This window comes from Faecalibacterium sp. AF28-13AC (assembly GCF_003478405.1).
GTDB classification, from domain to species: Bacteria; Bacillota; Clostridia; order Oscillospirales; family Ruminococcaceae; genus Faecalibacterium; species Faecalibacterium prausnitzii_E.
Map to the genome: position 1 here is coordinate 176646 of NZ_QUFG01000002.1, position 22401 is coordinate 199046.

The window sequence follows — 22401 nt, forward strand, 5'->3', positions numbered from 1 at the left end:
GAAGTGCAATGAAACGAGCAAAACAGATGTTCGCAGTGCTGCTGTGCATCGCAGCACTGTGTGTGCTGGCCCCGGCGGCGCTGGCTGCCCAGCCGCTGGACGAGAGCGAGAACGACGGAAAGGTCATCATCTATTTTGACGCCTGCGGCGGCACCGGCATCTCGGTGGTGGAGCGTACCAATGCCGACGGCAAGCTGTCCAGCCTGCCCACCCCCACCATGGAGGGCTACACCTTCAACGGCTGGTTCACCGACATCGTGGGCGGCAGCGCCATCGTCGCGGGTGAGACCGTGTTCTCCGGCGAAGAGGCCACCGTCTACGCGCAGTGGAGCCCCATCGACCAGGTGCCCACCGAGCCGACGGCTCCGGCTGACACCGTTGCGGGCATTCTGGAGCGCCATAAGGGCACGATTTTGATCGTGGGCGGCATGCTGGTGCTGGTCGCGGTAGGCCTTGCAATGTGAAAGGGACTGGAATGGAACAAAAACTGAAACTGCCCGCCCAGTGCGCAGCGATCCCGCAGGAGGAGCTGGAATCTATCTGCGGCGGTGCCCCCGCCTGGTTCGAAAACACCGTCACCGCAGTCAAAAATACCCTCCGCCCGGCCAAGCCCTACCTCAAGGCCGCCTGGGAGGTGCTCATGGTCACGATGGCCTGCATCAATGAGCTGTATCAGGCATACGGCTATGGCATGATCGTCATCTCTTCTCTGAAAGGCATCAAGAAGTGCCTGAAGGAGTTTGGACAGTAACCGACAAACGATAAGACCCCCTGTGCAGGATGGGATGCTGCACAGGGGGTCTTTGCTGTCTATGGGATGCGATGGGAACGTTTAATCGTCATCGCTGTCGAGCTTCAGCACGGCCGTGAAGGCCTCGCTGGGGAGGGAGACGCTGCCGAGCTGGCGCATCTTCTTTTTGCCTTCCTTCTGCTTTTCGAGCAGCTTCTTCTTGCGGGTGATGTCGCCGCCGTAGCACTTGGCCAGAACGTCCTTGCGCATGGCCTTGACGGTCTCGCGGGCGATGATCTTGCCGCCAATGGCAGCCTGGACCGGGATCTCGAACAGGGTGCGGGGGATGTTGTCCCGCAGCTTTTCGCAGATGCGGCGGCCCTTGCCGTAGGCGTTGTCGCGGAAGACGATCATGGACAAAGCGTCCACGGGGTCGCCGTTCAGCAGGAAGTCCAGCTTCACAAGGTCGCTCTCGCGGTACTCCTTGAACTCATAGTCGTAGCTGGCATAGCCGCGGCTGCGGCTCTTGATGGCGTCGAAGAAGTCATAGACGATCTCGCCCAGCGGAAGTGCATAGTGCAGGTCCACCCGGACGTCGTCGAGATACTTCATGTCGGCCAGAACGCCGCGCTTCTGCTGGCAGAGGTCCATCAGGCTGCCCACGTATTCGTTGGGGGTGTAGAGGTGGACGTCCACGAACGGCTCCTCCTGCTTGACGATGGTGGACGGGTCCGGATAGCTGGACGGGTTGTCGATCATCTCGACCGTGCCGTCGTTCAGGGTCAGGCGGTAGCGGACGCTGGGGGTGGTGGTGATGATGTCGAGGTCGAACTCGCGCTCCAGACGCTCCGTGATGATCTCCATGTGGAGCAGGCCGAGGAAGCCGCAGCGGAAGCCGAAGCCCAGAGCCGCACTGGTCTCCATCTCAAAGGTCAGGGAGGCGTCGTTCAGCTGCAGCTTTTCCAGCGCGTCCTTCAAGTCGGGGTACTTGGCACCGTCGGCGGGGTAGATGCCGCAGAAGACCATGGGCTTGACCTGACGGTAGCCGGGCAGGGCCTCGGCGGTGGGGCGGTTGGCCAGCGTGACGGTGTCGCCCACGCGGGTGTCCTGCACGGTCTTGATGCTGGCGGTCAGGTAGCCGACCTCACCGGCCTGCAGCTGGTCGCAGGGGGTCAGGCTGGTCGCGCCCATGTGGCCGACCTCCACCAGCGTGAACTGGGCACCGGTGGCCATCAGGCGGATGGTGTCGCCGGGCTTGACGGAGCCCTCGAAGACGCGGATGTAGACGATGACTCCCTTGTAGCTGTCGTAGATGCTGTCAAAGATCAGGGCCTTGAGGGGGGCGTCCGGGTCGCCGGTGGGGGCGGGGATGTCGCTGACCACCCGCTCCAGCACCTGGTCGATGTTCAGGCCGGTCTTGGCCGAGACGCGGGGTGCATCCAGGCAGGGCAGACCGATGACGTCTTCCACTTCCTGCGCCACCTCGTCCGGGTGGGCGCTGGGCAGGTCGATCTTGTTCAGGATGGGCACCAGCTCCAGATCGTGTTCCAGCGCCATGTAGGTGTTGGCTAGCGTCTGGGCCTCGACGCCCTGGGTGGCGTCCACCACCAGGATCGCGCCCTCGCAGGCGGCCAGGCTGCGGCTGACTTCATAGGCAAAGTCTACGTGGCCCGGCGTGTCGATGAGGTTGAACTCGTACACCTTGCCGTCTTTGGCGGTGTAGTTCATGGTCACGGCGCGGGCCTTGATGGTGATGCCGCGCTCGCGCTCGATGTCCATGTTGTCGAGGATCTGGTCCTCCATGGTGCGCTCGTCCACGCTCTTGGTCAGCTCCAGAATGCGGTCCGACAGGGTGGATTTGCCGTGGTCGATGTGTGCGATGATGCAGAAATTGCGGATGTTGTCTCTTGCCATCTGTTCCTCCAACGGAAAATAGTGGGTGTTCGATTGATTATAAGATCCAGTCCTCCACGGCGATGATCCGGCCGTGTTCGAGGTAGACGCGGGGCACCCGGCGGGAGACCCCGCAGAGCACCTCGTAGGAGATCGTATCGGTCTTACGGGCGATGTCCTCGGCGCTGTCGCTGACGGTGCCGCCCCAGAGGATGGCCTCGTCGCCCTCCTGCACATCGGGCACAGCGGTGACATCCACCATGAGCTGGTCCATGCAGACCCGGCCCAGCACCGGGCAGGGGACGCCGTGGACTTCCACGATGCCCTTGCCGCAGCTCAGCAGGCGGGGGTAGCCGTCGGCGTAGCCGGTGCAGAGGGTGGCCACTCTGGTGGGGGTTTCGGCGGTGAAGCGCCGGCCATAGCTGGTGGATTGGCCCGGCTGCAGCTCCTTGACCATGCTGACCACGGTCTTGAGTTTCATGACCGGGCGGAACTTCCCGAAGCGGACTTCGTCGCTGGGGTCGAAGCCGTATAAAATGATGCCGGGGCGGGCCATGCAGGGCACGGAGACCGCGCTGCTTGGCCAGTCGGGATGGAGCATGACCCCGGCGGAGTTGTCGCAGTGGACGAGCGGCGGCTCCTGCCCGGCGGCCTTTAAGGCGCGGTAGGCGCGAAGAAAGAGCTGGTACTGCTCCTCGGTGTAGGCGACATTCCCGGCATCGGTGTCGTCGGCCACGGCGAAGTGCTGGAACAGACCGGTCATCCGCAGGCCGGGCAGGGTGCAGACCTCCAGCATCTCGGCGATGGCCCGGTCAAAATCGGTGCGCAGGGCAAAGCCGATGCGGCCCATGCCGGTGTCGGCCTTGAGGTGGATGTCCACGGTCCCGCCCGCCCGTTCGGCGGCAGCGCTCAGGGCCTTTGCCTGCGGCAGCGAGTAGCAGGCGGCGGTGATGTGCTTCTCGATGAGGGCGGAGGTGTACTCCGGCTCCACATGGCCCAGAATGAGGATGGGCAGCGTCCGCCCGGCATTGCGCAGCTGCAAGGCCTCGGTCAGGCAGCTGACGGCCAGCCAGGCCGCGCCCTCCTCGGCGAAGACGCGGGAGCACTGGACGGCCCCATGGCCGTAGCTGTCGGCTTTGACGACGGCACAGAGCGGCAGGCCGCCCGCCCGCTCCTTCACGGCCCGGAAGTTGGCCCGCAGGGCGTCGAGGTCGATCTCGGCCCAGACGTGTTTTTCAAAGGTGGTTGTCGGCATGGAAGATCCCTTCCTTTTCTGTGAGCGGCCCTCAGGTCAGGGAAACGCTCTCTACAAGATTCACGATATCACTGATGGAGGCCAGCTTGGTCAGGCCCGAAACATAGACCACATCGCCGCTGTCGTATTCCACGGTGGCAAGGACTGCATAATAGGTCTGGATGTCGCAGCGCACGGCGGTGACGGTGGCCCCCTCGATCTGGATCTTGACCTTGCGCGGGCTGATGACACCGTAAGCGCTCTTCAGGTCGGATTCGGACTGGCCGATGTAATCCTCGTAGGTCGAGGCGTCTCCCCGCTGGAACAGCACGATCTGATAGTTCGCGTTGTCGCTGTCGGTGCCGGAGGCCAGCTTGAGGGCATGGCCGAGGGTGTCGTCCTCGGTCATCTCGCACACGGGCCAGACGGCGCTTTCGTAGTCCAGCACGATGCCATTGTCGGCGGTGTAGTGGGTGTCGGGGGCTGCCGGGGTGCGGCGGTTGACGACCAGCGTCAGCACAAAGTAAGCCAGCGCACCGACCAGCACGATCACGCCCATGGCGAGCAGCAGCCGGGATGCCCGCTGCTGGGAAGAGTCCTGCGTGTGAATGTTCTTCGGCATGGAATAGTCTCCTTTTTACAATATCAAATATAGTATAGCACATCTCCGGGCAAAATTGTAGCGCCCCGCCCCAGAAATCCGCCCGCAGCGGCAAAAAATCAGTTGAAAAATCCGAAATCTGAAATCGCGAGATTTCAAGAGATTTCAAGCGAAAACGAGAGAATGAAAAGTTTGCACCGAAAAAATCAAAAAATTCTGTTGACAGGCGCGTTTTTGTGATGTATACTGACACTCGCGCCCCAAAAGGGTGCCTGAACCGTTAAAACACTTATCAGGAGGAAATAGATATGAGCACTACTCTCGTAAAGCCCGCTGAAGTCGAGCGCAAGTGGTATCTGCTCGACGCATCCGGCAAGAGCCTGGGTCACGTCGCTGCTGAGGCTGCTGTTCTGCTGCGCGGCAAGCAGAAAGTCAACTACACCCCCAACGTCGATTGCGGCGATTACGTCGTCGTCATCAACTGTGACGAGGCTGTCCTGACCGGCAAGAAGGCCGAGCAGAAGTTCCACATCACCCACAGCAAGTTCATCGGCGGCCTGAAGAAGGTCCAGTACAGCAAGCTGATGGCTGAGAACAGCGATCTGGCTATGACCTACGCGGTCAAGGGCATGATCCCTTCCAACACCATCGGTGCCAAGGCTCTGACCCGCCTGCACTGCTACAAGGGTGCTGAGCATGCTCAGGCAGCTCAGAAGCCCGAAAAGATCGAGTTCTAAGAAGGAGGCAATCGAATATGTACGAAACCAAACCTTATTTCTACGGCACTGGTCGTCGTAAGAATTCCGTTGCCCGCGTTCGCGTTTACACCGGCACCGGCAAGATCACCATCAACGATCGCGACATCGACAGCTACTTCGGTCTGGAGACCCTGAAGCTGATCGTCCGTTCTCCGCTGGTCCTGCTGGGCCTGGAGGGCAAGTATGACGTCGTCGTCCGCGTTTCCGGCGGCGGTGTTTCTGGTCAGGCTGGCGCGATCCGCCACGGCCTGAGCCGCGCCCTGCTGCAGCAGAGCGATGAGAACCGTGCAGTCCTGAAGAAGGCTGGCTTCCTGACCCGCGATCCTCGTATGAAGGAACGTAAGAAATACGGCCTCAAGGCTGCTCGTCGCGCACCTCAGTTCAGCAAGCGCTGATTTACCCTCAAAATGTATTTTTGCAACCCTGCTTCGGCAGGGTTGTTTTTGTTATAGCTGTTTTTTCGCTGAACGGGGGTGCGCGGCTGCATCGCGGCCCCGGACAGCACGGAGGGCCCGGTGCGCCATGCACCGGGCCCTCATCTGTTTACTGGCCGCTCTTCAGTTTGTAGAAGTAGTCATCGGCTTCGATGGCCTCCGGGGTGAACGAGTTGTTCTTCCACCAGCTGACGAGGGCGGCGGCCACGGTCAGGCCGGTAGAGACCAGCTGCTCCAGTTGGGCCGACTCGATGGGCAGCACCGCGTGGCCGGTGGCGCTGAGGATCTGGTTGGTCAGGGCCAGCGCCAGCGCGGCGGTGCGGGCAATGGTCGAGGGCGAGATCTTGTGCTTCATAAAAACTCCTTTCGTTCCGGGTGATGTGCGGGGCTCAGCCGGAGAAGCGGCCAAGCCCTGCGCGGCGGCAGAGGGCGGGGTAGTCCTTGTAGGCGCGGCTCAGATCGACAGGGCCGTCGATGCCCGCCACATGGCCTGTGCTGGTGTACTGCCACATCCCGTGGGGGCGGGTGGGGCGCTTGCCGCGGTAATCGGCGAGCCAGAGGTCGTAGGCGGTGAGTGCATCCATCGCAAGGGCGGTGTCCGCAAAATTCGTGTAGGTGTAGACCATGGCGTAGAGATTCCAGGCTTCGAGCTGGGCGGCGGCCTGGGCCACCCGCTGCGCGAGCGCGGCAAGGGAGAGGGAGCGCAGCCGGGCGTCCTCCACATCAATGGCAAGGGGCAGCTGGAACGTTTTCCCGCGCAGCGCGGCCCGCAGGGCGTTGAGCTCGGCTTCGGTCTGACGGGAGGTGACGGCGCAGGTATAATAGTAGCCGCCCACCGGGATGCCGCGCGCCGTGCAGGCAGCATGATTGCGCTCGAACTGCGGGTCGGGGTAGGGCTGGCCGTTTCGGCTGCCCAGCACCCGCAGCATCACGCCGTCAATGGTGCCAGAACGCTGCACCGCGTCCCAGTCTATGCGGCCCTGCCATCGTGAGACATCCAGCACCCGCAGCGGGGTCATCGGATGGCCTCCGGGCGGTGAGTCGAATCTGGTGTTTGTGTCATGGAACAGACCTCCTTTCTGCTGTTGCCCCGATTGTACAGTCGGGATACGAAATGCGGAAGTGTGGTCTTTTTTCTTGCGAATCTTTGCCGTTCGGCATTTTGCCAAGGGGTGTTTCCGGGGCAGAAAAGCAGGGGCAGAACAGGGCCTTTTTGGGAGTAATTCTGGGTGCATTTTCGGGCGGAAAATGGCGTCTGTGAATGGTTTGTGATGACAAAAATCAAGGGAAATTCGGTCGATTTCTGGCCTTGAAACAGCACTTGGATGTTAAAAAATTGTGAACAAATCATGCCCGGATTTTGCAAAAAAATCGGGAAGAATCGCTCGAAAATTTCGCGCATCCGGGAAAACTGTGTACAAAATTCACAAAAAACTATGTTAAGAATCTGGCAAACTGGAAATGTCAAATTTGACAAATTGGTTTTGGTCTGCTAAAATAGCTTCCGCTCAACGGACGTTGCAGCGTATAAAATTCATCACATTGAAGTGAAAAGCCGCACTGCGGCTCCCGAATACGGAGTGAAGAAACTCCGTGCCACGGCGGGTATTGGAAGGCCCGCATCGTATTCCAAACTGTAAAAAGAGAGGAGTTGTTCCGTATCGCTTCCGTCAAATTTCAAAAAGCATTGAGCGGCCGCACCCGTGCCGCCGCCCCCCGTGTGCTGGCGTTCTGCGTCATGGCCGTGAGCCTGTTGTTCACGCTGGCCGTGACCGCCGCGAATCTGCGGCTGACCTACGTCACTGACTCCTATGGTGCGCGGCAGCTGGTGGTCAGCACTGACGCTGACAGCGACCCCGCCCGCGTGATGAGCCTTTCCGGCATGGAGGCCGAAGAGGGTGACCATGTCTATTACACCGCGTTCAGCGGCAGCCTGGCTTCCCTGAACATCGAGCGCGCATTCACCGTGACCATCCAGGCCGACGACCAGGAGTATCCGGTGAGGATGGCTTTTGGCACCGTTGCCGATGCGCTGGAACGCGCCGGCATCACCCTGGATGAAGAGGACTACACCGAGCCTGCACTGGACCAGCTGGTCACAGCAGGCAGCAGCATCGTGGTCCACCGCGTCGATTATCAGGATAAGGTCGAGACGCAGGCCATCCCCTACGATACCGAGTATGTCTACACCAGCCTGTACTTCCGCAACACCGGCCGTGCCACCACGTTACAGCACGGCTCGGAGGGCCAGCAGGCTGTGACCACCCGCGAGCGCTGGGTGGACGGTGAGCTGGAAAACAGCATGGTGGTCGATGTGACCACCACGGTGGAGCCCACCAATCATGTCGTCAAGACCTACGGTGCCGGTGCGCCCGTCTCGCCGCTGACCGGCACGGACGGCACCACCAATGCGCCCGCTTCCTACAGCAGGGTCCTCACCGGCAAAGCCACCGGCTACTATTCCAAGTCCGGCAAGGGCTCGTCCGGTCTAGGCCTGGGCTACGGCACGGTCGCCGTGGACCCGGACGTCATCCCCTACGGCACCCTGCTGTATATCACTTCCACCGATGGCCGCTTCGTTTACGGCTACGCCATCGCGACCGACACCGGCATCGCCGTTCAGAAGGGCGAGATCCTCGTGGACCTGTTCTACGAGACCTACGCCGAGTCGGTCATCAATGGGGCGATCCAGGTCAATGTTTACGTTGTGAACTGAGTCTTTGGAACCACCCCCTGCGCACACGGAATGAACAGAACATCTGCCCCCGCTCTTTGCTGCATTTTGCACAGAGAACGGGCGCAGATGTTCTTTTTTGTTTTATATTCCGTCAGGTTTACCTATAATTTTTGCATAAATTTGGCCAGGTTGTCCATATCACTAAAATATCCTAGAAAAGATTATGGTACATTTTCCGGAAAAAGCCTTGAAAAATGTGCCAAAATTCTTTAATATAAGAGAGTAAAAAGGTATAGGCCCCTCTGCGGCCTGTACGGGGAGGAGCTGTTTATGAAACCGACGGAAGAAAAAATCCATACGGATCCATCGGATCTGCCGATCTATCTGTTCAAGCAGGGCAATAACTGCGAAGCATACCGCTACTTCGGTGCACACATCGAGACCCGCGCCGGAGAGTCCGGTGTCGTGTTCCGCGTCTGGGCACCTCACGCCGCCGCCATCAGCGTGGTGGGCGATTTCAACAGCTGGAAGCCGGGCAGCCACCCGATGCACAAGGTGGATCAGGACTCGGTCTGGGAGCTGTTCATCCCCGGCATGAAGGAATATGACGTTTACAAATACTGCGTGACCACCCGCGCGGGCGACCTTGTCTACAAGGCTGACCCGTATGCCTTCCACGCCGAGACCCGGCCGTCCAACGGCAGCAAGGTCTACGACCTGAACGGCTTTGCGTGGCACGATGCCGCATGGCAGGAGGCCCAGAAGAAGGCCGATGTCATCAACGGCCCGATGAACATCTACGAGATGCACGCGGGCAGCTGGAAGACCAAGGGCGAGAACATCCCCTACAACTATTCCGAGCTGGCCGACCAGCTTATCCCGTACATCACCGAGATGGGCTACACCCATGTCGAGCTGCTGCCGGTCATGGAATATCCCTTTGACGGCAGCTGGGGCTATCAGGTCACGGGCTATTTTGCACCCACCAGCCGCTACGGCACCCCCAAGGACCTCATGGCCTTTGTGGATAAGCTCCATGCCGCCGGCATCGGCGTCATCATGGACTGGGTGCCCGCGCACTTCCCGAAGGATCAGTTCGGCCTGTACCGGTTTGACGGCGAGCCCTGCTACGAGGACCCGAACCCCAAGCGCGGCGAGCACAAGGAGTGGGGCACCATGGTGTTCGACTTCGGCCGCAGCGAGGTGCAGAGCTTCCTCATCTCCAGCGCACTGTACTGGCTGGAGCAGTACCACATCGACGGCCTGCGCGTGGACGCCGTGGCCTCCATGCTGTATCTGGACTACAACCGCAAGCAGGGTGAATGGGAGCCCAACAAGGACGGCGGCAAGGAAAATCTGGAAGCCGTTGCGTTCCTGCGCAAGCTGAACGATACCGTCCTGGGCCGCCACCCCCACAAGTACATGATCGCGGAGGAATCCACGGCCTGGCCGATGGTCACCAAGCCTGCATCGGACGGCGGCCTGGGCTTCAACTTCAAGTGGAACATGGGCTGGATGAACGACATGCTCAGCTACATGAAGACCGACCCGCTCTTCCGCGCCGGCAACCACAACAAAGTCACCTTCAGCTTCTTCTATGCCTTCAGCGAGAACTTCGTGCTGCCCATCAGCCACGACGAAGTCGTCCACGGCAAGGGGAGCCTCATCAATAAAATGCCCGGTGAGTACGAGGCCAAGTTCGCCAACCTGCGCACCTTCTTCGGCTACATGATGGCCCACCCCGGTAAGAAGCTGCTGTTCATGGGCCAGGAGTTCGGCCAGTTCGCCGAGTGGAACGAGAACAAGCAGCTGGACTGGATGCTGCTGGGCTACGACAAGCACACCGAGCTGCAGAACTACGTCAAGACCCTGAACGCCTTCTACAAAGAGCATCCGGCGTTCTGGCAGATCGATTACAGCTGGGAAGGCTTCCAGTGGATCGTGCCGGACGACTCGCAGCAGAGCGTGGTCGCCTTCCTGCGCAAGGATGCAGCGGGCAAGCAGATCCTGATCGTCTGCAACTTCAACCCCGTCCTGCGTGAGGGCTACACCCTGGGCGCACCGGTGGCGGGCACCTACAGGGAAGTGCTGAACAGCGACGACGAAGCCTTCGGCGGTTCGGGCGCGGTCCACAACAAGGCCGTCCGCACCCACAAGAAGCCGCTGCACGGCTTTGAACAGAGCATCACCATCACCCTGCCGCCCATGAGCACCCTCTACTTCGAGGTGCCCACCAAGCGCACCCGCAAGGCGGCAGACCCGGCCAAGGCCGACGAAAAGGCAGCCTCCAAAAAGACCACTGCCAAGACCGAAAAGGCCCCCAAAAAGACCACCCGCGCCACCAAGGCGAAGACGGAGAAGGCCGCGGAGGAAAAGCCCGCAAAGGCCGAAAAGCCCGCCAAGGCAGAGAAACCGGCTAAGGCCGCAAAACCCAGAAAGACCTCCGCAAAGGCCGAACCGGCCGAGAAGGCTGCGCCTGCGGAAAAGCCCAAGCGCACCCGCAAGACCAAAGCAGAAGCTGCCCCTGCGGCAGACGCTGCACCGGCAAAGCCCACCCGCAAGCCCCGCGCCAAAAAGGCAGCAGAGCCCAAAGAGTGAGCCGTGCGCACAGACCATTCACATCGTTAGACCATTTCCAATTCCAAACCAACTCGGAAATGTGTAAAAGGGGAGAATAAAGCTATGGCAAAAGAAATTGTGGCAATGATCCTTGCCGGCGGACGTGGTTCGCGCTTGTATGCGCTGACACAGAAAACGGCAAAACCGGCGGTCGGTTTCGGCGGCAAATACCGCATCGTGGACTTCCCGCTGTCCAACTGCGTCAACTCCAACATTGATACCGTTGGCATCGCGACCCAGTATCAGCCCCAGAAGTTGAACGAGTACATCGGCAACGGCCAGCCCTGGGACCTCGACCGCCTGCACGGCGGTGTGCACACCCTGCCGCCGTATGAGCAGGCAAAGGGCACCGACTGGTACAAGGGCACCGCAAACGCCATCTACCAGAACATCAGCTTCATCGACAATTATGACCCGGAGTATGTCATCATCCTGTCCGGTGACCAGATCTGCAAGCAGGACTATGCAGACTTCCTCCGCTTCCACAAAGAGAAGGGCGCAGAGTTCTCGGTCGCCGTCATGGAAGTCGATTGGAAGGAAGCTTCCCGCTTCGGCCTGATGGTCGCAGACGAGAACGACAAGATCACCGAGTTCCAGGAGAAGCCCCCGGTCCCGAAGTCCAACCTGGCTTCCATGGGCATCTACATCTTCAACTGGGACGTCCTGAAGAAGTATCTGGAAGAGGACGAGGCAGACCCCAACTCCAAGAACGACTTCGGCATGAACATCATCCCGGCCCTGCTGCGTGACGGCCGCAGGATGTATGCGTACCGCTTTGCAGGCTACTGGCGCGACGTCGGCACCATCGACAGCCTGTGGGAGGCCAATATGGAGGTCCTCGACCCGGAGAACTCCGGCATCGACATCTTCGATAAGACCTGGAAGATCTACAGCCGCAACCCCGTTCTGCCGGCCCAGAAGATCGGCCCCCGCGCCGTCGTGCAGGACTCCCTCGTCACAGAGGGCTGCAAGATCTACGGCAATGTCCGGCACTCGGTCCTGAGCGCAGGCGTCGTCGTGGAAGAGGGCGCTACCGTGGAAGATGCTGTTCTGATGGACGGCGTCGTGGTCAAGGCGGGCGCTGTGGTCAAGCGCTGCATCCTCGCTGAGGATGTCGTCGTGGGTGCCGGTGCAAAGATCGGCGGCGACGGCGCCATCGCACATGTGGGCACCGGCCTGACCGTCGGTGCAGGCGCGACCGTCAAAGAGGGCGCCAAAGTATTTGATTCCGTCAAGGAGGGCGAGGAAGTATGCTGAGCCAGAACAACAATGCGTTGGGTATCATTTTCCCCAACAGCTATGACACCACCGTGCCTGAACTCGTGACCGAGCGCGCGATGGCATCCATCCCGTTTGCAGGCCGTTACCGCATGGTGGACTTCGTGCTGTCCAGCATGGCGAACTGCGGCATTTCCAACGTGTCCATCGTCGTGCGCAAGAACTACCACTCTCTGATGGACCATCTGGGCACCGGCCGTGAGTGGGATATGGCCCGCCGTCACGGCGGCCTGAACATTGTGCCTCCCTTTGCAGAAAAGGGTGTGCGCATCTATTCCGGCCGTGTCGAGGCTCTGGGCTCCATCCTGAACTTCCTGGAGAATCAGAAGGAGCGCTACGTCGTCATGAGCGATGCCAACATTGCCATCAACTACGACTTCAACGCTCTGCTGGCCGCTCATCAGGCCAGCGGTGCCGATGTGACCATCGCATACCAGAAGACCGAGATCCCCGAAGGCCGCAAGAACGACAACTACACCCTGACCGTTGATGCCGACGGCCGCGTGACCGAGCTGCTGTTCAACGATTACCGCTCCGGCATCCAGAATCTGGACCTGAACATCTACGTTCTGGAGCGCGAGACCCTGATCAAGCTGGTCAAGGACGCCACCGCCCGCGGCCTGATCTACTTTGAGCGCGACATCCTGGCACACAACGTCAACATCCTGAACATCCGCGCTGTGGAGTACACCGGCTATGTGGCCCACATTTGCGATATGAAGAGCTACTTCGACGAGAATCTGAAGCTCATCGACGAGAAGAACCTGAACGCTCTGTTCCCCAAGGAGAGCCCCATCTACACCAAGATCCGCGATGACAACCCCGTCCGCTACGTCAACGGTTCCTGCGTGGAGAACTCTCTGCTGGCCGACGGCTGCGTCATCGAGGGCACGGTCGAGAACTGTGTGCTTTTCCGCGGCGTCAAGGTCAAGAAGGGTGCGGTCGTCAAGAACTGCGTCCTGATGCAGGACACCATCGTGGAAGCCAATGCGCAGCTGGAGTGCGTCGTCACCGACAAGAATGTCCGCGTGACCGCTGGTAAGAAGCTGTCCGGCACCGAGAGCTTCCCTGTTTACGTGCAGAAGAACCACATGGTCTGATGCGCTTCCTTTGATTTTTTCACAGGGGCGGCTCCCTCCCCGGTAGCCCCTCTCGGAAAGAGGGGCGGGGGCAGCTTTGCCCCCGCCCACTCTTTGTTTCAACCGCTTTTCTGAAAGGAGCGATCTTATGAAAATCCTCTATGCTGCTTCGGAAGCAACTCCCTTTGCGAAATCCGGCGGTCTGGCTGATGTTGCAGGCTCTCTGCCCAAGGCTCTGGTCAAGGACGGCGTGGACGCCCGCGTCATCATGCCGCTGTACGGCGACCTGAAGATGCGTGACCGGCTGGAATACGTCACCAACTACTCGGTGCCGGTGGGCTGGCGCAGCCAGTACTGCGGCCTGTTCAAGGCCGAAGTGAACGGCGTGACCTACTACTTCCTCGACAACGAGTATTACTTCCGCCGCCGCGGTCTGTACGGCTTCTACGATGACGGTGAGCGCTTCGCCTTCTTCTCCCGCGCCGTGCTGGAGACCCTGTTCTACATCGACTTCACCCCGGACATCATCAACTGCAACGACTGGCAGACCGCGCTGGTGCCCGTTTACCTGAATCTGTACTACCGTCATCTGGACAAGTTCAACCGGATCAAGACCATCTTCACCATCCACAACATCGCCTATCAGGGCAAGTATGGTACCGACATTCTGGAGGACACCTGCGGCATCGGCCGCCGCGACCAGCACATCGTCGAGTACGATGGCTGCGCCAACTTCATGAAGGGTGCCTTCGAGACGGCTGACAAGATCACCACCGTCAGCCCCACCTATGCACAGGAGATCCTGGACCCCTGGTTCAGCTACGGTCTGGATGCCCTGCTGCGCGAAAAGCAGTATAAGCTGTGCGGCATCCTGAACGGCATTGACATGGAGGCGAATGATCCCGCCACCGACCCGAAGATCCCCTTCAACTACGACATCACCAACTTTGAAGAGGGCAAGGCAAAGTGCAAGGAAGCATTGCAGGACAAGTTCGGCCTGAACAAGGACGGCAGCCCCGTCTTCGCCATGGTCAGCCGCATGGTCGGCATGAAGGGCTTCGACCTGGTGCAGAGCATTGCCGACGGTCTGGTGGACCGCGGCATCGAGCTGGTCATCCTGGGCAGCGGCGAGAGCCAGTATGAGAACTTCTTCTCCGAGCTGTGCGCCCGCCACCCCGGCCGCGTCGGCACCTATATCGGCTTCGAGCCGGCACTGTCGCAGGAGATCTACGCCGGTGCAGACGTCTTCATCATGCCGTCCAAGAGCGAGCCCTGCGGTCTGGCCCAGATGGTCGCCTGCCGTTACGGCACGCCTCCCATCGTCCGCGAGACCGGCGGCCTGCGCGACTCCATTCACGACTGCACCCTCGGCGAGGGCAACGGCTTCACCTTTGCAGGCTACAGCGCCCACGAGCTGTATGACGCCTGCTGCCGTGCACAGGACCGCTACTACAACAAGGAAGACTGGCACAACCTCGTCAAGCACGACATGGAATGCGACTTCAGCTGGGACCTCTCGGCCAAGAGCTACGAGGGTCTGTACAACGAGACCGCAAACCTCTGGTAAATTCGACCAATTCCATACACTCCAGCCCTGCCGGGCCTCTGTACTGCACAGGGGCCCGGCGGGGCTTTTTGCTGTCAAGGGGCAGACTGAACAAAGACGCTATCACTTTTTTGTGGAGGATGCGATGAACGGCGGACAAAAATCCACCGGGGGAGGACAGTTGTGAAGTAAGTATAAACAAACTATGAAGATTTCACAGAATTTGGTGGAGAATTGATTGAAAAAACCGACGGTTTGAATTATACTATCCCTATGAGGGTCTTGCATGGAAGAGATCCTTTGCGAAAGAGCCGCCGCATGGGGTGCCTGCGGCGGGCAGACCAGAAGGAGGAACGCCGTTGAAGGGCTTATACAAAGCACTGGAGGATATCGTGTGGCTGACGCAGCTGGGTTTGTCCATGCTGCTGCCGCTGCTGCTCTGTCTGGGCGGCTGCTGGTGGGCAGTGAACCGCTGGGGCTGGCCGGAGTGGGTGTATCTTCCGGGCGTTTTTCTGGGGCTGGCCGCAGGGGCACAAAATTTCTGGGTCTTTGCCAGGGAGCGGATGGAACGCGCCAAAAAGGAGAAGACTTCTCGTGTCGGCTTCAATTCGCATCAATGAACGTTGGAGGGTTTGCTATGAAATTGCAGCCGGAGTCCAAAAAGGAACTGCTGCGCATCGCCTGCGGCACCGCCATCTGTACGGCGGCCATGTGGGTGCTCTTTGCAGCGCTGCACCTGGTGGGCTGGGTCCGGTTCGACTACACGGTCGTGCTGGGCGGTCTGGTGGGTGCAGCCGTCGCCATCGCAAACTTTGCGGGCATCTGCTTCGTGGTGCAGAAGATCATCGACGAGCAGGATGAGAAGCGCCGCAAAGCCAAACTACAGCTTTCCCACAACAGCCGGATGCTGCTGCAGGCCGTCTGGGTCATCGTGGCCATCGCCGCGCCCTGCTTCCAGCCGTTTGCCAGTGTCCTGCCGCTGTTTTTCCCGCGGATCACCATTTATTACCTGCAAATAACGGGCAAGTACAAGCCCCTTGCGCAGGCAGCCCCCGCACAGGACGTCTCGGTGGAAGACGAACCGGTGCAGGCCGCCGCGCAGGCCGAAGCTCCCGGCGAAAAAGGGGGTGAAACCTAACAAATGGAACTGAACGGCGCAAAGATCCTGTATACCATCCATACGGATATCCCCATTCTGGGCGATTTCAAGATCACCCAGACCCTTGTGACTACCTGGATCGTGATGGCGCTGCTGACGGCGCTGGCCTTCTGGCTGGGGCATGACCTGAAACTGGAAAATGTCTCCAAGCGGCAGGCCGCTGCCGAGTTCATCGTGGAACGGCTCGATCAGTTCGTGCACGAAAACATGGGCACACACTTTGACCGGTATATCCCGCTGGTCGGCGCGATCTTCGCGCTGAGCATCGGGTGCAACCTGATCAGCGTGGTGGGCCTGTGGAGCCCCACGGCCGACCTCAATACCGAGGCTGCGTGGGCCATCGTCGTCTTCGTCCTCATCATGTACTACAAGATCACGACGAACGGCATCCTCTCGTATCTGAAGGGCCTGCTCGACCCCATCTTCATCATGGCACCCATCAACGTCCTGTCGGAGCTTTCGACCCCCGTCAGCATGGCGTTCCGTCACTTTGGCAACATCCTGTCCGGCACAGTCATCTCCACCCTGCTGTACTGGGCGCTGGCAAGCCTGAGCCATGTCATATTCGGCTGGCTGCCCGGCTTTCTGAGCCAGATCCAGCTGTTCCAGATCGGCATCCCGGCCTTTACGGGCCTGTATTTCGACTGGTTCGGCGGCTGCATCCAGGCATTCATCTTCTGTACCCTGACCACCATTTTCATCAAACGTGCTGCCGGTGAAGACTGAGCCGGCATCCCCCAAAAACAATTTTTCAGGAGGACACTATTATGACTGACTTTCAACTTCTGGCTCGTGGTATCGCTCTGGCAGGCTGCGGCATCGGCGCAGGCCTGGCACTGATCGCAGGTATCGGTCCTGGTATCGGCGAAGGCAACGCCGCCGCTGCGGCTTGTGAGGCCGTTGGCCGCCAGCCCGAATGCAAGAGCGATGTCACCAGCACCCTGATCCTGGGCGTTGCACTGTCTGAGACGACCGGTATCTACGGCTTCGTCACCGGCCTGCTGCTGATCTTCCTCGCACCCGGCATGTTCATGAACTATCTGGGCTGAGCACTCCCCGAACAATAAGAAACGAAAGGGGAGACGCTTATGCAACTTTATCAGGCATTGATCACGCTGGATGGCTGGACCTTTCTGGCCCAGATCTGCAACCTGATGATCCAGCTGGTGATCTTCAAAAAGCTGCTGCTGAACCCGGTCAAAAAGGTCATCGCCGAGCGCAAGGCCAAGGCCGACAGCCAGATCGCGGACGCCCAGAAGCTCCGCACCGAGGCCGAGGCCATGAAGGCGGAGTATGAGCAGAACCTGCAGAATGCCCGCAACGAGGCCAACCAGATCGTGGCGTCGGCGCAGAAGACCGCCGCAGCCCGCAGCGAAGAGCTGCTGGGTGAGGCCCGCGCCCAGGCCGCTGCCCTGAAGCAGAAGGCCGAGGCCGACATTGCGCAGGAGCGCAAGAAGGCCGTCAACGAGGCCAAGGACGAGATCGGCGGCATGGCGATGGAGATCGCCTCCAAGGTGGTCGAGCGCGAGATCAAGGAAGCCGACCACAAGGACCTGATCGACGAATTTATCAAAAATGTGGGTGAAGCATCATGACCGAGATCGCAAGGATGTACGGCGGAAGTCTGTACGACCTGGCCGCGGAGGAAGGGCTTGAGACCCGCATCCTGGAAGAGCTGGACGCGGTGGCGGACATCCTGAAACAGGACCCGGAGTATCTCCACCTGCTCAGCATCCCCAGCATCCCCAAAAAGGAGCGCTGCGCCCTGCTGGACGAGGCGTTCCGGGGCAAAGTCCACCTCTATGTGCTGAACTTTGTGAAGATCCTCTGCGAAAAGGGCACCCTGCGGGAGCTGCCCGGCTGCGCACGGGCCTTCCGCGTGAAATACAATCAGGCGCATGGCATCCTCGAAGCAACTGCGGTCACGGCCGTGCCCATGTCGGCAGACCAGACCGCCCGCCTGCACGAGAAGCTGGAGGCTGTCACCGGCAAAACGATCGACCTCAGGACCAAAGTGGATGCAGCCGTTCTGGGCGGCATCCGGCTGGACATCGAGGGCACCGAGCTGGACGGCACGGTCAAGAACCGGCTGGCCAGCCTGCGCCGCAGCATTGCAGGCATTACCGTTTAATCCGCCCCAAGATTTTGAACAAAAGAATTGAGTGGTGAACACAAGACAATGCAACTGAAACCTGAAGAAATCTCCAAGATCATCCGGGCGCAGATCAAGCACTATGAGAACGTGATCGAGCAGAGCGAAGTCGGCACGGTCATCATGGTGGGCGACGGCATCGCCCGCGCCAGCGGTCTGGAAAAGTGCATGGCAGGCGAGCTGCTTCAGTTTGACAACGGCGAATACGGCATGGCCCAGAACCTGGAGGAGAACACCGTCTCCATCGTTCTGCTGGGCTCCGACGTCGGCATCAAGGAAGGCAGCACCGTCAAGCGCACCGGCAAGGTCGTTTCCGTGCCGGTGGGCGACGCACTGATCGGCCGTGTCGTCAACGCACTGGGCCAGCCCATCGACGGTGCAGGCCCCATCGAGACCACCGAGTTCCGCGCCATCGAGAGCAAGGCCCCCGGCATCATCGACCGCCAGCCCGTCAAGGAGCCGCTCCAGACCGGCATCAAGGCCATCGACTCGATGATCCCCATCGGCCGCGGCCAGCGTGAGCTGATCATCGGCGACCGCCAGACCGGCAAGACCACCATCGCAGCCGATACCATCATCAACCAGAAGGGCAAGGACGTCCTGTGCATCTATGTCGCCATCGGCCAGAAGCGCTCGACCGTTGCCAACCTCGTGCAGAGCCTGACCGAAGCCGGTGCCATGGGCTACACCATCGTGGTGTCCGCCACGGCGTCCGAGCTGTCGCCGCTGCAGTATATCGCCCCCTATTCCGGCTGTGCCATGGGCGAATACTTCATGCACAAGGGCAAGCATGTCCTCATCATTTACGACGACCTGTCCAAGCACGCCGTCGCTTACCGTGCCCTGTCGCTTCTGATCCGCCGTCCGCCGGGACGTGAAGCTTACCCCGGCGATGTTTTCTATCTGCATTCCCGTCTGCTGGAACGCGCGGCCAAGCTCTCCGATGAGCTGGGCGGCGGCAGCCTGACGGCTCTGCCCATCATCGAGACGCAGGCGGGTGACGTTTCCGCCTACATTCCGACGAACGTCATCTCCATCACCGACGGCCAGATCTTCCTGGAGACCGAGCTGTTCCACTCCGGCGTCATGCCGGCCGTCAACCCCGGCATCTCGGTGTCGCGCGTCGGCGGCAACGCACAGATCAAGGCCATGAAGAAGGTCGCGGGCACCCTGAAGCTGATCTACTCCCAGTACCGCGAGCTGCAGTCCTTTGCGCAGTTCGGCTCCGATCTGGACGCCGACACCAAGGCCCGCCTGGCACAGGGCGAGCGCATCGTGGAGGTGCTGAAGCAGAACCGTTCGGCTCCCGTGGCAGTGGAAAAGCAGGTGGCCATTCTGTATGCCACCATCCACGACTACCTCGTCAAGGTCAGGGTGCCGGACGTGGCGGAATACGAAAAGGGCCTGTACGAATATCTCGACAACAGTGCCGACGGTGCTAAGGTCATGGAGACCATCCGCACCACCGGCAATCTGGACAAGGATACCGAGGAAGCACTCAAGGGCGTTCTGTCCACCTACACCGAGAGCTTCGTCAAGGCGCACTGAGGGAAGGAGGCGTAACGCATGGCAGGTTCCATGAAGGACATCAAGCTGCGCATCAAAAGCGTAGAAAGTACCATGCAGATCACCAAGGCCATGGAGCTGGTGGCTTCCTCCAAAATGCGCCGTGCCAAGGAGCGTGTCGAACACAGCCGCCCCTATTTTGAGACCCTGCACGAAACACTGACCGGCATTGCGGCAGCGGACCCCCGCGCCCGCAGCCCGTATCTGCGCCGGGACGAGATCCGGCGGACGCTGCTCATCGTCATCGCGGGCGACCGCGGCCTGGCGGGCGGCTACAACAGCAACGTGCTGAAACAGGCCGAGGCCCAGCAGGGCCCCGTGACCGTGCTGCCCATCGGCAAGCGGTCGGCGGAGTATTTCGCCCACCACGAGGCCGACCTGTTCACCGACGAGGTGCTGCTGGCGGCGGAGATCTCGGTGGGCGAGTGCTTCTCGCTCTCCCGGAAGATCACCGAGGGCTTTCTGAAGGGTGATTACGACGCCGTGAAGATCTGCTACACCCGGTTCGACTCCATGATGACCCAGACGGCCGCCACAATGGAGGTGCTGCCCCTGAGCATCGAGCCGACCGAGGAGCAGAAGGCAGCGGCCCGCCGCAGCCAGATCCTGTACAAGCCCAGCAGCGAGGAAGTGTTCCGTGCCATCATCCCCGAATATGTCGCGGGCATCGTCTACGGTGCCGTGTGCGAGAGCGTGGCCAGCGAGCTGGCCGCCCGCCGCACCGCCATGGACGCCGCGACCAAGAATGCGGGCGAAATGATCGACCATCTGAATCTGTATTACAACCGCGCCCGTCAGGCTGCTATCACGCAGGAGATCACCGAGATCGTGGCCGGCGCGGAGATTTGAAAGTAAGGAGTTGTAGCCTATGTCCGAAAAACACATCGGCAAGGTGATCCAGGTCATCGGCCCGGTGCTGGACATCCAGTTCAAGGATGGCGAGCTGCCGGAGCTGCTCAACGCCATTGAGATCGACAACCACGGCGAGAAGCTCATCGTCGAGGTGGCCCAGCTCACCGGCGACAATGTGGCGCGCTGCATTGCCATGAGCAGCACCGATGGTCTGGTGCGCGGCACCGACGCCGTGGATACCGGCGAGTCCATCAAGGTGCCGGTGGGCGACCAGTGCCTGGGCCGCGTGTTCAACCTGCTGGGCGAGCCGGTGGACAACAAGCCCGCCCCGGAGGCCGAGGCCTACTGGCCCATCCACCGCCCGGCTCCCAGCTATGAGGAGCAGCAGTCCACCACCGAGATCCTGGAGACCGGCATCAAGGTCGTTGACCTGATCTGCCCCTACGCCAAAGGCGGCAAGATCGGCCTGTTCGGCGGTGCCGGTGTCGGCAAGACCGTTCTGATCCAGGAGCTGATCTATAACATCGCCACCGAGCACAACGGCTACTCGGTCTTCACCGGCGTCGGCGAGCGCACCCGTGAGGGCAACGACCTCTACGGCGAGATGACCGAGAGCGGCGTCATCAACAAGACGGCGCTGGTCTACGGCCAGATGAACGAGCCTCCCGGAGCCCGTATGCGCGTGGCACTGTCCGGCCTGACCATGGCGGAGTATTTCCGTGATGTCAAGAATCAGGACGTGCTGCTCTTCATCGACAACATCTTCCGCTTCACCCAGGCCGGTTCTGAGGTGTCGGCTCTGCTGGGCCGTATGCCCTCCGCCGTCGGCTACCAGCCCACGCTGGCCACCGAGATGGGTGCTTTGCAGGAGCGCATCACCTCCACCCGCAAGGGCTCCATCACCTCCGTTCAGGCCGTCTACGTTCCCGCCGATGACCTGACCGACCCGGCCCCTGCCACTACCTTCACCCATCTGGATGCCACCACCGTCCTGAGCCGTGACATCGCATCCCAGGGCATCTACCCGGCTGTGGACCCGCTGGATTCCACCAGCCGCATCCTGAGCCCCGAAGTCGTGGGTCAGGAGCACTACGAGATCGCCCGCGCCGTCCAGAAGGTGCTGCAGCGCTACAAGGAACTGCAGGACATCATCGCCATCATGGGCATGGACGAGCTGAGCGAGGAAGACAAGCGGACCGTCAGCCGCGCCCGCAAGGTGCAGCGCTTCCTGTCCCAGAGCTTCCATGTGGCCGAACAGTTCACCGGTATGCCCGGCCAGTATGTGCCGCTCAAGGAGACGCTGCGCGGCTTTAAGATGATCCTGAACGGCGAGTGCGATGACCTGCCGGAGAGCGCATTCCTGTTCGCCGGCACCATCGACGATGTGTTCGCCAAGGCGAAGAAAGGGTAAACCATGACGACCTTTCATCTGACGGTGGTCACGCCGGACGGCTGTGCCTTTGATGGGCAGGCCGAGCGGGTGGTCTGCCGCGCCATCGACGGTGACCTTGCCATTCTGGCCAAGCACGGCGACTACTGCACCGCGCTGGGCATGGGCGAGGCCCACATCGTGGACGCGGAGGGCCAGCGCCGCCGTGCTGCCTGCATGGGCGGGATGCTCACCGTGCTGGACGGAACTGTCCGGCTGGTCGCCACCACCTGGGAGTGGGCCGAGGAGATCGACCAGGCCCGCGCCGAGGCCTCCAAAAAGCGCGCCGAGGAGCTTCTGGCACAGAAAAATCTGGACAAGCGCGACTATGAGCTGGCCCAGGCCCGCTTGAAGCGCGCCCTCGTCCGCACCTCCATCCACCCGTAACAGCAAA

The 22401-nt window shown here is 60.6% G+C and carries 24 protein-coding genes; 19 read left to right on the plus strand and 5 right to left on the minus strand.

The window, feature by feature from the left end; genetic code table 11:
• Window positions 1–8 precede the first annotated feature (8 nt).
• Both DWY95_RS03360 and DWY95_RS03365 read left to right on the plus strand, forming a co-directional pair.
• On the plus strand, window positions 9–464 hold the full coding sequence (locus DWY95_RS03360; RefSeq protein ID WP_118552352.1) for an InlB B-repeat-containing protein: 456 nt from the start codon (window positions 9–11) through the stop codon (window positions 462–464).
• Between the two features lie 11 nt (window positions 465–475).
• The gene (locus tag DWY95_RS03365; protein WP_118552354.1) at window positions 476–751 is read left to right on the plus strand and encodes a hypothetical protein; all 276 of its coding nucleotides are present in this window, start codon (window positions 476–478) and stop codon (window positions 749–751) included.
• 81 nt (window positions 752–832) lie between these two features.
• On the opposite strand, the gene lepA is transcribed toward DWY95_RS03365, so the two are convergent.
• The 3 genes from lepA to DWY95_RS03380 are packed head-to-tail and all read right to left on the minus strand — an operon-like array spanning window position 833 to window position 4479.
• Window positions 833–2644 carry a translation elongation factor 4 gene (gene lepA, locus DWY95_RS03370; RefSeq protein ID WP_118552356.1) on the minus strand — a complete coding sequence of 604 codons (1812 nt, stop codon included), beginning with the start codon at window positions 2642–2644 and terminating at the stop codon, window positions 833–835.
• A gap of 37 nt (window positions 2645–2681) precedes the next feature.
• Window positions 2682–3878 carry an alanine racemase gene (gene alr / locus DWY95_RS03375; protein ID WP_118552358.1) on the minus strand — a complete coding sequence of 399 codons (1197 nt, stop codon included), beginning with the start codon at window positions 3876–3878 and terminating at the stop codon, window positions 2682–2684.
• A 31-nt stretch (window positions 3879–3909) separates the two neighbouring features.
• Window positions 3910–4479, minus strand: coding sequence for a hypothetical protein (locus tag DWY95_RS03380; protein WP_118552360.1), 570 nt, complete (start codon window positions 4477–4479; stop codon window positions 3910–3912).
• Window positions 4480–4766: 287 nt separating this feature from the next.
• On the opposite strand from DWY95_RS03380, the gene rplM reads away from it, so the two are divergent.
• Window positions 4767–5195 (plus strand): 50S ribosomal protein L13, encoded by a 429-nt coding sequence (gene rplM / locus DWY95_RS03385; RefSeq protein ID WP_097791583.1) that lies wholly within the window; start codon window positions 4767–4769, stop codon window positions 5193–5195.
• Between the two features lie 17 nt (window positions 5196–5212).
• Complete coding sequence (gene rpsI, locus DWY95_RS03390) at window positions 5213–5611, plus strand: 30S ribosomal protein S9 (protein ID WP_097791584.1); 399 nt, start codon at window positions 5213–5215, stop codon at window positions 5609–5611.
• Window positions 5612–5759: 148 nt separating this feature from the next.
• Here rpsI and DWY95_RS03395 read toward each other — a convergent pair whose 3' ends face one another.
• Together DWY95_RS03395 and DWY95_RS03400 are read right to left on the minus strand one after the other, a co-directional pair.
• Window positions 5760–6005 (minus strand): phage holin, encoded by a 246-nt coding sequence (locus tag DWY95_RS03395; RefSeq protein ID WP_118552362.1) that lies wholly within the window; start codon window positions 6003–6005, stop codon window positions 5760–5762.
• Between the two features lie 34 nt (window positions 6006–6039).
• A complete protein-coding gene (locus DWY95_RS03400; protein WP_158577514.1) occupies window positions 6040–6669 on the minus strand; it encodes a GH25 family lysozyme in 630 nt (209 codons plus the stop codon).
• Window positions 6670–7301: 632 nt separating this feature from the next.
• Here DWY95_RS03400 and DWY95_RS03405 point away from each other — a divergent pair.
• From DWY95_RS03405 to atpC, 15 genes are all read left to right on the plus strand, one after another.
• Window positions 7302–8366 carry a 3D domain-containing protein gene (locus DWY95_RS03405; RefSeq protein ID WP_223382454.1) on the plus strand — a complete coding sequence of 355 codons (1065 nt, stop codon included), beginning with the start codon at window positions 7302–7304 and terminating at the stop codon, window positions 8364–8366.
• A gap of 291 nt (window positions 8367–8657) precedes the next feature.
• Complete coding sequence (gene glgB / locus DWY95_RS03410; protein ID WP_118552366.1) at window positions 8658–10925, plus strand: 1,4-alpha-glucan branching protein GlgB; 2268 nt, start codon at window positions 8658–8660, stop codon at window positions 10923–10925.
• Window positions 10926–11009: 84 nt separating this feature from the next.
• Window positions 11010–12203: a glucose-1-phosphate adenylyltransferase gene (locus DWY95_RS03415; RefSeq protein ID WP_097791593.1), complete on the plus strand. Its 1194-nt coding sequence runs from the start codon at window positions 11010–11012 to the stop codon at window positions 12201–12203.
• Entirely contained in the window at window positions 12197–13324 is a 1128-nt protein-coding gene (gene glgD, locus DWY95_RS03420) for a glucose-1-phosphate adenylyltransferase subunit GlgD (protein WP_118552368.1), read from the plus strand. The genes DWY95_RS03415 and glgD overlap by 7 nt, the downstream gene beginning before the upstream one ends.
• Before the next feature lie 127 nt (window positions 13325–13451).
• A complete protein-coding gene (locus tag DWY95_RS03425) occupies window positions 13452–14870 on the plus strand; it encodes a glycogen/starch synthase (protein WP_097791595.1) in 1419 nt (472 codons plus the stop codon).
• Between the two features lie 338 nt (window positions 14871–15208).
• A complete protein-coding gene (locus DWY95_RS03430; RefSeq protein WP_097791596.1) occupies window positions 15209–15469 on the plus strand; it encodes an AtpZ/AtpI family protein in 261 nt (86 codons plus the stop codon).
• 17 nt (window positions 15470–15486) lie between these two features.
• Window positions 15487–15987: an ATP synthase subunit I gene (locus tag DWY95_RS03435; protein ID WP_097791597.1), complete on the plus strand. Its 501-nt coding sequence runs from the start codon at window positions 15487–15489 to the stop codon at window positions 15985–15987.
• Window positions 15988–15990: 3 nt separating this feature from the next.
• On the plus strand, window positions 15991–16734 hold the full coding sequence (locus DWY95_RS03440; RefSeq protein WP_118552370.1) for a F0F1 ATP synthase subunit A: 744 nt from the start codon (window positions 15991–15993) through the stop codon (window positions 16732–16734).
• Window positions 16735–16775: 41 nt separating this feature from the next.
• Entirely contained in the window at window positions 16776–17057 is a 282-nt protein-coding gene (gene atpE, locus DWY95_RS03445; RefSeq protein ID WP_055187653.1) for an ATP synthase F0 subunit C, read from the plus strand.
• A 39-nt stretch (window positions 17058–17096) separates the two neighbouring features.
• Complete coding sequence (gene atpF, locus DWY95_RS03450) at window positions 17097–17603, plus strand: F0F1 ATP synthase subunit B (RefSeq protein WP_097791599.1); 507 nt, start codon at window positions 17097–17099, stop codon at window positions 17601–17603.
• On the plus strand, window positions 17600–18139 hold the full coding sequence (gene atpH, locus DWY95_RS03455; RefSeq protein WP_097791600.1) for an ATP synthase F1 subunit delta: 540 nt from the start codon (window positions 17600–17602) through the stop codon (window positions 18137–18139). Before atpF ends, atpH begins: the two co-directional genes overlap by 4 nt.
• A 48-nt stretch (window positions 18140–18187) precedes the next feature.
• Window positions 18188–19708 (plus strand): F0F1 ATP synthase subunit alpha, encoded by a 1521-nt coding sequence (atpA, locus tag DWY95_RS03460; RefSeq protein WP_118552372.1) that lies wholly within the window; start codon window positions 18188–18190, stop codon window positions 19706–19708.
• An 18-nt stretch (window positions 19709–19726) separates the two neighbouring features.
• A complete protein-coding gene (gene atpG, locus DWY95_RS03465) occupies window positions 19727–20575 on the plus strand; it encodes an ATP synthase F1 subunit gamma (RefSeq protein WP_097791602.1) in 849 nt (282 codons plus the stop codon).
• 19 nt (window positions 20576–20594) lie between these two features.
• Window positions 20595–21989, plus strand: a complete 1395-nt coding sequence (gene atpD / locus DWY95_RS03470; protein WP_097791603.1) for a F0F1 ATP synthase subunit beta — start codon at window positions 20595–20597, stop codon at window positions 21987–21989.
• A gap of 3 nt (window positions 21990–21992) precedes the next feature.
• Window positions 21993–22394: an ATP synthase F1 subunit epsilon gene (gene atpC / locus DWY95_RS03475; protein ID WP_097791604.1), complete on the plus strand. Its 402-nt coding sequence runs from the start codon at window positions 21993–21995 to the stop codon at window positions 22392–22394.
• The last annotated feature ends 7 nt before the right edge of the window (window positions 22395–22401 follow it).

Excerpts from the sequence above, each read along its gene's own strand:
- atpD (WP_097791603.1), top strand. The coding sequence starts at position 20,595 with ATGTCCGAAAAACACATCGGCAAGGTGATCCAGGTCATCGGCCCGGTG.
- DWY95_RS03440 (WP_118552370.1), top strand. The coding sequence starts at position 15,991 with ATGGAACTGAACGGCGCAAAGATCCTGTATACCATCCATACGGATATC.
- DWY95_RS03400 (WP_158577514.1), bottom strand. The coding sequence starts at position 6,669 with ATGACCCCGCTGCGGGTGCTGGATGTCTCACGATGGCAGGGCCGCATA.
- glgB (WP_118552366.1), top strand. The coding sequence starts at position 8,658 with ATGAAACCGACGGAAGAAAAAATCCATACGGATCCATCGGATCTGCCG.
- DWY95_RS03435 (WP_097791597.1), top strand. The coding sequence starts at position 15,487 with ATGAAATTGCAGCCGGAGTCCAAAAAGGAACTGCTGCGCATCGCCTGC.
- atpA (WP_118552372.1), top strand. The coding sequence starts at position 18,188 with ATGCAACTGAAACCTGAAGAAATCTCCAAGATCATCCGGGCGCAGATC.
- atpH (WP_097791600.1), top strand. The coding sequence starts at position 17,600 with ATGACCGAGATCGCAAGGATGTACGGCGGAAGTCTGTACGACCTGGCC.
- DWY95_RS03380 (WP_118552360.1), bottom strand. The coding sequence starts at position 4,479 with ATGCCGAAGAACATTCACACGCAGGACTCTTCCCAGCAGCGGGCATCC.
- DWY95_RS03425 (WP_097791595.1), top strand. The coding sequence starts at position 13,452 with ATGAAAATCCTCTATGCTGCTTCGGAAGCAACTCCCTTTGCGAAATCC.
- atpG (WP_097791602.1), top strand. The coding sequence starts at position 19,727 with ATGGCAGGTTCCATGAAGGACATCAAGCTGCGCATCAAAAGCGTAGAA.
- DWY95_RS03360 (WP_118552352.1), top strand. The coding sequence starts at position 9 with ATGAAACGAGCAAAACAGATGTTCGCAGTGCTGCTGTGCATCGCAGCA.
- atpF (WP_097791599.1), top strand. The coding sequence starts at position 17,097 with ATGCAACTTTATCAGGCATTGATCACGCTGGATGGCTGGACCTTTCTG.
- DWY95_RS03365 (WP_118552354.1), top strand. The coding sequence starts at position 476 with ATGGAACAAAAACTGAAACTGCCCGCCCAGTGCGCAGCGATCCCGCAG.
- rplM (WP_097791583.1), top strand. The coding sequence starts at position 4,767 with ATGAGCACTACTCTCGTAAAGCCCGCTGAAGTCGAGCGCAAGTGGTAT.
- lepA (WP_118552356.1), bottom strand. The coding sequence starts at position 2,644 with ATGGCAAGAGACAACATCCGCAATTTCTGCATCATCGCACACATCGAC.
- DWY95_RS03395 (WP_118552362.1), bottom strand. The coding sequence starts at position 6,005 with ATGAAGCACAAGATCTCGCCCTCGACCATTGCCCGCACCGCCGCGCTG.
- atpC (WP_097791604.1), top strand. The coding sequence starts at position 21,993 with ATGACGACCTTTCATCTGACGGTGGTCACGCCGGACGGCTGTGCCTTT.
- rpsI (WP_097791584.1), top strand. The coding sequence starts at position 5,213 with ATGTACGAAACCAAACCTTATTTCTACGGCACTGGTCGTCGTAAGAAT.
- glgD (WP_118552368.1), top strand. The coding sequence starts at position 12,197 with ATGCTGAGCCAGAACAACAATGCGTTGGGTATCATTTTCCCCAACAGC.
- atpE (WP_055187653.1), top strand. The coding sequence starts at position 16,776 with ATGACTGACTTTCAACTTCTGGCTCGTGGTATCGCTCTGGCAGGCTGC.
- alr (WP_118552358.1), bottom strand. The coding sequence starts at position 3,878 with ATGCCGACAACCACCTTTGAAAAACACGTCTGGGCCGAGATCGACCTC.
- DWY95_RS03415 (WP_097791593.1), top strand. The coding sequence starts at position 11,010 with ATGGCAAAAGAAATTGTGGCAATGATCCTTGCCGGCGGACGTGGTTCG.